Source organism: Microbulbifer okhotskensis (genome assembly GCF_023895975.1).
Classification (GTDB): Bacteria; Pseudomonadota; Gammaproteobacteria; order Pseudomonadales; family Cellvibrionaceae; genus Microbulbifer; species Microbulbifer okhotskensis.
Genome location: NZ_JALBWM010000045.1, coordinates 25,617 through 34,365, shown reverse-complemented (window position 1 = coordinate 34,365; position 8,749 = coordinate 25,617). Strand labels below are relative to the sequence as shown.

At 47.9% G+C, this 8,749-nt stretch carries 7 protein-coding genes; 4 read left to right on the top strand and 3 right to left on the bottom strand.

The window, feature by feature from the left end; genetic code table 11:
* The 3 genes from MO867_RS11695 to MO867_RS11685 all read left to right on the top strand — a co-directional run.
* Positions 1-679, top strand: a 679-nt coding sequence (locus tag MO867_RS11695) for a class I SAM-dependent methyltransferase (RefSeq protein ID WP_252467010.1), incomplete at its 5' end; no start/stop codon positions are given.
* A 15-nt stretch (positions 680-694) separates the two neighbouring features.
* Entirely contained in the window at positions 695-1,669 is a 975-nt protein-coding gene (locus tag MO867_RS11690; RefSeq protein WP_252467008.1) for an NAD(P)-dependent oxidoreductase, read from the top strand.
* 9 nt (positions 1,670-1,678) lie between these two features.
* Complete coding sequence (locus tag MO867_RS11685) at positions 1,679-2,860, top strand: FAD-dependent oxidoreductase (protein ID WP_252467006.1); 1,182 nt, start codon at positions 1,679-1,681, stop codon at positions 2,858-2,860.
* 308 nt (positions 2,861-3,168) lie between these two features.
* On the opposite strand, the gene MO867_RS11680 is transcribed toward MO867_RS11685, so the two are convergent.
* On the bottom strand, positions 3,169-4,098 hold the full coding sequence (locus MO867_RS11680) for a LysR family transcriptional regulator (RefSeq protein WP_252466994.1): 930 nt from the start codon (positions 4,096-4,098) through the stop codon (positions 3,169-3,171).
* Positions 4,099-4,201: 103 nt separating this feature from the next.
* On the opposite strand from MO867_RS11680, the gene MO867_RS11675 reads away from it, so the two are divergent.
* Positions 4,202-4,795 (top strand): FMN-dependent NADH-azoreductase, encoded by a 594-nt coding sequence (locus MO867_RS11675; protein WP_252466992.1) that lies wholly within the window; start codon positions 4,202-4,204, stop codon positions 4,793-4,795.
* Positions 4,796-4,975: 180 nt separating this feature from the next.
* Here the strand turns inward: MO867_RS11675 and fos are convergent, their stop codons facing one another.
* Entirely contained in the window at positions 4,976-5,374 is a 399-nt protein-coding gene (gene fos / locus MO867_RS11670) for a fosfomycin resistance glutathione transferase (RefSeq protein WP_252466979.1), read from the bottom strand.
* Between the two features lie 195 nt (positions 5,375-5,569).
* Entirely contained in the window at positions 5,570-8,746 is a 3,177-nt protein-coding gene (locus MO867_RS11665; RefSeq protein ID WP_252466967.1) for an efflux RND transporter permease subunit, read from the bottom strand.
* Positions 8,747-8,749 lie beyond the last annotated feature (3 nt).

Below are 8,749 nucleotides of genomic sequence, written 5' to 3'. Positions count from 1 at the left end.
AGTATCTGGCCGTGGTTCCTACCTATTTCGCCCCCTAAAACTGTCCGAAGTATTGGAAGTACTAACTGAGCATATACATGCGAATAAGGTTGATGGAATACAGCGCGAAGCCTTTAGGGAGCAATCAGTCAATGATTTTAACCGTTTACTTGATGTGAGAGCTTGGGAGTTTGAGGCGGGTGGTCAATTTATTCTTGTAGACCTGGCAGAGGATGATGCAGGCCATCTACTTGGGCGCAATGATAAAGATAGAGACATGTTTGATACTCTGTTTGATATTTGGAAAGAGCTTTATAAAGCGGGGGAGATATCGAAAGGAGCATTTGATAGCGCAGTCTTTCAAAATTACTATCGTACAGCTGATGACGTTTGGCGGGTATTAAACAAGCCTCATCACAAGAAGCACTGGGCTGTGCAAGAAATATCAACACTTGCAACCTCATGCCCTTATCGCAGTGAGTTTGATTTGAAGGGTAATGCCTCAGAATTCTCCGAGGGTCTTATGAAAACTATTCGGAGTTGGAGTGAGCGGACATTTCATACATCAATTATTGAACATGGGGGAAGTCCTGCTGCAGTTAATAAACTGTACAACGAATTACAAAACCGTATTTATGATAACCCTTTTAAATACAGCATGGATTATGTCCACCACTATATTCGCCTGGAGCGTCGATAATGTGATGGTGCCAATATGAGTGTAGATTTACTATCGATCGATATGTCTTGTGGAAGACTCCACTTTGCGTGCACTAAAAGAAGTTCATTGCCAGCGAATGGCGGTTTAAGAGTATTAAATTACCAAAAAGATGAGTATGCCGCAGAGGAAGCTTGTCAATTAGCCGAGCGAATGCAGGTTAAGCATAAAACCTACCATACGGGGTTTCGTGGCGGAAAAATTGTAGCAAATACCAACAATTTATCTCAGGCGGCATTTGACGAAATCACCACTACGGCAGCAGCGGAGCTCAACCACAGAAAGGGGGATTTTTTTACTGGTGCTGATCTAAACTTTGGGGACGCTCAAGTGATGCAGCTTGAAGAAAAAACTCAGTACGTTTTAGCGGCATTGGGCTCGAAGATACATTATGCGGAAGCAACTGCATCAGGAGTTATAGGTGCTATTGCAGCTGGAAAATCTGCGCTCAACATCCAAAGTGCAAAAATTTTAGTACACGGAGCCGGTGCGGTTGGAAGTAGAATTGTTGAAAGCCTGGTTAAGATGGGGGAAATTGTTTCTGTCTTTGACACCGTACTAGAAAGAGCAAATATTTTAGGCGCAGTTAATTCAAAAAGCATAGAAAATTGGATCACACAGGACTGGGATATCGTTGTTCTTGCTTCGGCTTCGCGAGTAGTTGATGTGGCTTTGGCAAGAAAGCTTAAGGCGAGGGTATTAGTTTGCGTAGCAAACTTGCCTTTCCCATCAATGGCGCAACACATAATGGAGGCAAAGGGCACCATAGTATTTGATGAAGGGATTTCTAGTGCCGGAGCTGTGATCGCAGACTCTATCGAATTTTATAACCCATTTGTTTGGCAATCTATATGTCCACAACAGGTATATAATTTTATATTCCACCAGGTTTCGGAAGCTTGCTTTAAAAAACTGGAGTTCAGTTATCCTCATCTAAGCTATTTAGGCAGACAGTTCGCAACTTATGGTTAGAAATTTTCTATGACAAAAAAATATGATGTAATTATCGTTGGCGGGGGTATGGCAGGACTTAGTTCAGCTTTTGCTTTGCGTAACTCTGTGGATTCAATTCTGGTTTGCGACCAATATGTAGTTGGTAATGCTTTTGGTAGCAGTTCCGGTAGTACAAGAATGTTCAGGGAGATGTATTCCAATCCTTATTACAGCCGAGCTGCGAAAATTTCCAATGTCCTTTGGGAGTCTCAAGAGCAGCTGTATGGAAAGAGGCTCAGAGTACCCCATGGTTTACTATTTTATGGAGAAGACTGGGGCGAGGAAACTATAGAAGGCAGCATCTGCGCGGCAAAACAAGTGATGCAGGAACAATTGACGCCTTTTGAAGAACTGACGGCAAAGGAAATTAGCGCGCGTTGGCCATTGCGCACCAAGCCCAGCTGGCAGGGATTGTTTGAGCCCGCCGCAGGGGCCGTGTTAGCCCGAGAAGCCTTAAATTTCTGGGAGACCGAGACCGTACGTTGTGGTCATGAAATACGTACAAAAGTTAAGGTTATATCTGTTTGTGATGGCACTGATGTTGAAATTACCTTTGAAAATGGTGTTAAGGTTCTCTCCAAGCGCTGCATCTTAGCAGCAGGTCCCTGGTCAAGATATTTCCTTAAACTATTGGGATACCAAGTCCAGCTGCAAATTTGGCAAATGTTATGGGCGTATTATTCGGTCGAAACCAATCGCCTAGAGAGCTATCCTCAGTGGTTTTGTTTTCAGGAAAAGCTAAAGGGTGATCCTGATCAAGGGCTCTACTATGGATTTCCTTATATGGGTGATAGGAAAAGTGATCGAGGATTAATAAAGATTGGCATAGATTGGGCACCCGAAAAATTAAAATTACAGGATTATTCTCCCCTTACAAACATCAAGATTCCCAGAGAGCTACTAGAAACTCTGGACAATTTTGTGTTTACATATATAGACGGAGTAAAATCTCGTGTAGAAACCCACCTATGTCCGTATACGATGAGCCCCGATGCAGGCTTTGTGTTAGATCGCTTGAGTAATAACATTAGTATTTTTAGTCATGATTCTGGACAGGCCTTTAAATTTGCACCGGTGATTGGTGAGAACCTAAAACGACTGGTGTTGGATGAGCCTCTTCTGTTTGATTTATCGCCCTGGTCTGTAAATAGGTCTTCTCTGTTGATTTGAATGGGAAGGAGGTCTATATTAAATATTACCCTCAATGTTCCTTTTTACATATCATCGGCATCTGCCGATTATACAGTTTTTGAGGCGGCGTAATGGTCGTGTGCCCTCTCACTAAATCGAGATTTTTCTTGTTTTGCCAAGTAATGTATCTCAGAGTTAAATCCAAGTGCTATTAAAATATACCAGATGGGAAAAGCTTAAATAGACCAGCCGACACCCAAAAATAGATTCTTGTTTACCTTGTTGCCACATCTACAAATTGCCCAACTACACACAGCACTCCTGCCTACCCCTATGATCAGATTTGATTAATCAGAATCCCGCTTCCCCAGACGTTGTCGGATAATCTCCGCCAGCCGCTGTGCTCCCGGCCCTATATCCTCTCGATTGGGAAAAATTAGATACATAGGGACCACTCTCTCACTTCCCCCCTGTAAGGGGAGTGGCTTTAATTTTCCTTCTGAAAGCTCATTCAGAATCTTCTCTTCCGGTAACCAAGAAAAACCGTAGCCCTTGCAGGCAGCGCCAATCACCGATGATACATTACTCAATGTCCATCGCTTTGCGACTTCAACGGTAAGAGTTCCACTGCCACGTCGGGGATTAGAGTCCCGCACCAGTAAGTGCCGGTAATGTCGCAAATCTTTCAAGGTCAGTGTGCGTTCAAGTTGATGCAGTGGGTGGCTGGGATGAGCGACGGGAATAACACGCGCGGGTGAAGGTAGAAGTTCACCGTTATAACCAGAGGGGATTCTTGGATCGATGGCAAAATCTACCCGCCCCTCCTGCAGGCCTTCTAGTGCTCCGCTGATTACGGTTTCAAAGACCTCAACCCGAGTCTGCGGGCTCTCCTCATTAAATACAGCTAGGCAATCAAGCAGTAACCACATAGGGAATAGGACTTCTACAGAAATAGAAACTTGTGATTCCCATCCTGCTGATGCTCTGCGTGCGGCTAATTCCAGGGTCGATGCATCGTCAAGTAATTGTTTCGCATGGCGATACAGCATCTGCCCAGCAGTGGTCAATACCGCTCTGCGACCACTGATAGTGAATGCTGTTGCACCTAGAACAGACTCCATTTTCTGTATGGCATAGCTCACTGATGATTGGCTCTTGTGCAACAGCTGAGCCGCTTGGGCATAGCTCCCACTTTCCACCACTGCAACTAGACAGCGCCATTGCTCCAGAGTGATCTTGGGGTTTCCTGATGTTTTGTCTGAAAAATGGTCAGTCATTGATCGAATAATTAGATGAATTTGAGTGAATTATTCTTATTTTCTATCTAATAGATTAATGTTTCAATACCTTCATCGCAAGTTGCCCACCAAGGAAACCAAAATGGCCAAGTTATTAAATATTCAGTCCAGCATGTTTCAAGCCAGCGGACAGTCTTCTCAGCTCGCGGCGAAGTATGTACAGAACTGGGCGGCCAACAATCCCTCTGGCGAAGTAATCCAACGAAATCTAGTGGCAAAGCCGGTACCGCACCTCGATTTGGAGCGCTTTCAGGCCTTTAACACCCCTTCTGAGCAGCGTACACCTGAGCAGCAGGCCGTTGTCGACTTTTCAGATAAGCTTATTGCTGAAATCTCTTCTGCCGATGTGCTTGTGTTAGGTGTGCCAATGTACAACTTCACTATCCCCTCAATGCTCCACACCTATTTCGACCATATCGCACGCTCCGGAGTAACCTTTCGCTATACCGAAAATGGGCCTGTAGGTCTGATTGGGAATAAGAAGGTGATTGCCTTTGTCACACGCGGTGGCATCTATGGAGACGACCATGCTCAGAGTGCGTTCTTACGTCAATTCCTCGGCTTTATTGGCATGACTAATATTGAGTTTGTTTATACGGAAGGGTTGGCAATTGGGGATAAGGAAAAAGAAACGGCACTGACAGCAGCGGATGCACGGATTGCTGAGCTAGCTTAATACGTGACAGTGAAGATAAGGCCGGCTGATGTCTCAGCCTGCCTTGTTTTTAATGCCTGCGGAGTAGACTGGCGCTCAGGCCTTCCTGTAGCACACATGTAAACTTCCTTCTATTAAAGCCTACAGCCCTACCCCAACTAAAAAATAGATAGATTGTCGAATTTCAAGACTGTGATATTGCTAAAAAATTTCCAGCCCGCTATATGGGAGGTTCTTTAAACTGTCTAACCTTGATTGAAGTGTGCCCACGTGGATTTCCAGCTTGTAGCCATCCGGGTCAAGAAAGTAGATGGAATCCCCTTCACTGCTATTCTCTTTCCACATTTCTATATTTATCGCCATTAGACTTTTTTGGGCAGCACTAAAGTCACTTGTTTCAACAGAAAAAGCAATATGACTATAGTCAGTACCGGGTGACGGTCTACCCAGCGACAAGCAAAACCAAAGGCCTCCAACGGACAAATATGCCCCATTCGTCCATTTTGCATGAAGCTTCATCCCCAGTATTTCAATATAAAAATGAAGTGACTTTTCCAGGTCGCTCACTGTAATAGTTATATGGTTTAGTGACTTGAGCATATTTCTCCCTGATATAGAGATCTTCCTAGATCGCCCCCCCAACTGCGCCATCTAAAAGCAGGCCAACGCCGGACTTAAACTCTCGTAACGGAGAGTCGGCAAGTGTTTAATCTAGCGAGGATAATTGTCGGAAATGCACGGGTACAAGAAGCCAGGTCATTTTCACAACCTGACTTCAGATTTAACCGAAAGGATTTATATCGCTTCTGCAATCTCAGTTTTTTTGTGAGAGGAAATCTCTCCTTGAGTAGGATTTAGGGGGTTATATGGCTTCGATCGTCCAAATAAACGCTGTACCACAACAAAAAACAGCGGAATAAAGAAGATTCCCAATAACGTTCCCACAATCATGCCCCCCAGCACTCCGGTTCCAATAGCGCGCTGGGCACCAGAACCCGCTCCAGTGGCGATTGCCAGAGGCAGCACTCCAAGACCAAAAGCCAGAGAAGTCATCAAAATTGGGCGCAGGCGATCGCGAACGGCACGCATGGTCGCCTCTACCAACTCCATTCCGTTTTCCAAGTTTTGCTTGGCAAACTCCACGATCAAGATGGCATTCTTACTGGTCAACCCCACAGTAGTCAGCATGGCCACCTGGAAGTAGATGTCCCGCTCCATACCGCGCAGACTGTTGGCGAGCACTGCACCGAGAATACCCACGGGTGCCATTAACAATACCGCCGTCGGTACTGTCCAACTCTCATAAAGTGCAGCAAGACACAGGAACACAATCAACAACGACAGAGCGTAGAGGAGTGGCGTTTGTGCGCCAGCGGCACGCTCTTGGTAAGAAAGGCCACTCCACTCAATACCCATGCCCGCCGGTAACTGGGCAACCAAACTCTCCACTTCTGCCATGGCCTCACCGGAGCTGACTCCCGGAGCCGCCTGGCCATTCATTTGCATTGATGGCACGCCGTTGTAACGCTCCAGGCGCGGAGAACCGTACTCCCAGGCAAAGCTGGCAAAGGAGGACAAGGGAACCATATCGCCTTTGTTGTTGCGCACTGACCACAACTGGAAGTCTTCCGGCACCATACGATAGGGCGCATCCGCCTGCATATAGACCCGCTTGACCCGGCCGCGATCGATAAAGTCATCGATATAGGAGCCACCCCAAGCGGTACTCAGTGCGCTATTAATTTCGGCAATGGACAAGCCCAAAGCTGCAGCCTTGGCATTATCAATCTTTACTCGAAATTGCGGTGTATCTTCCTGACCATTGGGGCGAACATTGGAGAGCAGCTTGCTCTGCCCCGCCATGCCCAGGAACTGGTTGCGCGCAGCCGTTAACGCTTCGTGCCCCAGGTTGCCATTATCTTTCAGGTAGAAGTTGAATCCACCGGAGGAGCCGAGTTCTGGCAGGGGGGGCGGCGCGAAGGCAAAGGCCATGGCATCTTTGATTTGCATCAGCGCACCCATGGCACGCATGGCCACCGCTCCGGCACTTTCCGATTCTTCTTCCCGATCAGACCAATCTTCCATATTGACGAAGGCAATACCGGTATTCTGACCGCTACCGGCAAAGCTGAAGCCCTGTACTGAAAACACCGATTTCACCGCGCCCTGCTCGTTATCCAAGAACTGGTCTTCTACCTTGCGGATAGATTCCATAGTGCGCTCTTGGGTTGCACCCACCGGTGCCTGCACCATAGAAAACAGTACTCCCTGATCTTCATCCGGTAGGAAGGAACTCGGCAGGCGCAAAAACAGGAAGGCCATTGCCACCGTTAAAATCACAAACAACAGCATAAAGCGGCCGCTGCGTTTCAAGATGCCTTGAACTCCGCCCTGGTATCGCTGGCTGCTGCGCTCAAAATTGCGATTGAACCAGCCAAAGAACCCCTTCTCCCCGTGGCTCTCATTTTTAGAAAGCGGTTTGAGCAACGTTGCACAAAGTGCCGGCGTCAGGATGATAGCCACCAAGACAGACAGGGCCATGGCAGCGACAATAGTGACTGAAAATTGGCGATAGATTACGCCAGTAGCCCCATCCATAAAGGCCATAGGCACAAATACGGCCGATAGCACTACACCGATACCAACCAAAGCAGCGGTGATCTGGCGCATGGATTTCTTAGTCGCCTCCTTCGGTGACAACCCCTCTTCACGCATGACCCGCTCGACGTTTTCCACCACCACAATGGCATCGTCCACCAGCAGGCCGATGGCTAAAACCATGGCAAACATAGTGAGCATATTTATCGAGAAACCCAATGCGGCAAGCACGGCAAAAGTGCCCAGCAATACCACCGGTACGGCAATAGTGGGAATCAGGGTGGCGCGGAAGTTCTGCAGGAACAAGTACATCACCAGGAACACCAGCACAATCGCTTCAACCAATGTGCTGATCACACCCTTAATGGAAACCTCGACAAAGGGCGTAGTATCAAAAGGCACCACCGAGGTAAGACCTCGGGGAAAGAACGGCTGCAGCTCCTTAAGCTTTGCCTTAACCCCCTCTGCAGTCTCCAGCGCGTTGGCACCCGTGGCCAGGTTAATGGCGATACCCGTTGCCGGTTGACGGTTATAGCGGGAAATAAACTCGTAGTTCTCAGCCCCCAATTCTACTCGCGCAATATCATCGAGACGCAGTAGGGAGCCATCCTCATTAGCTCGCACCACAATTTCTCGGAATTGCTCGGGGGTTTGCAGGCGCCCCTGGGAAGTAATGGAAGCATTCAGCTGCTGCCCCGGTACCGCTGGCGCGCCACCGAGGCTGCCAACGGTTACCTGGGCATTTTGTGCGCGTACAGCCGTGGCTACATCGCCTGGAGTGAGGTCATAGGTGGTCAGTTTATTGGGATCAAGCCAGATGCGCATGGCGTACTTGGCGCCAAATACCTGTACATTGCCAACACCGGGCACTCGGCTGACCGGGTCCACAATGGCTGAATTGATATAATCGGCAATATCATTACGGTCCATGCTGCCGTCTTCTGAGACAAAACCCGCAACCATCAGGAAGCCGCCGCGGGACTTGCTGACATTGACGCCCTGCAACTGAACCTCTTGAGGCAACAGCGGCATTGCCAACTGCACTTTGTTCTGGACCTGTACCTGGGCGGTATCCGGGTTGGTGCCATTTTCAAAGGTGAGGGAGATGGATACACCTCCACTGGACTGGCTCGTAGCAGACATATAGAGAAGGCCGTCGAGACCTTTCATATTCCGTTCCAGAATCTGCGTGACCGAATCCTCCACAACCTTGGCCGAGGCGCCGGGATAGCTCGCCTCGATATTGACCGAGGGCGGAGCAATATTCGGATAACGTTCCACCGCCAGCTTGCTGATAGACAGTGCGCCCGCCAACATGGTGATAATTGCCAAAACCCAGGCAAAAATGGGTCGGTTTATAAAAAAGCTTGCCATAAC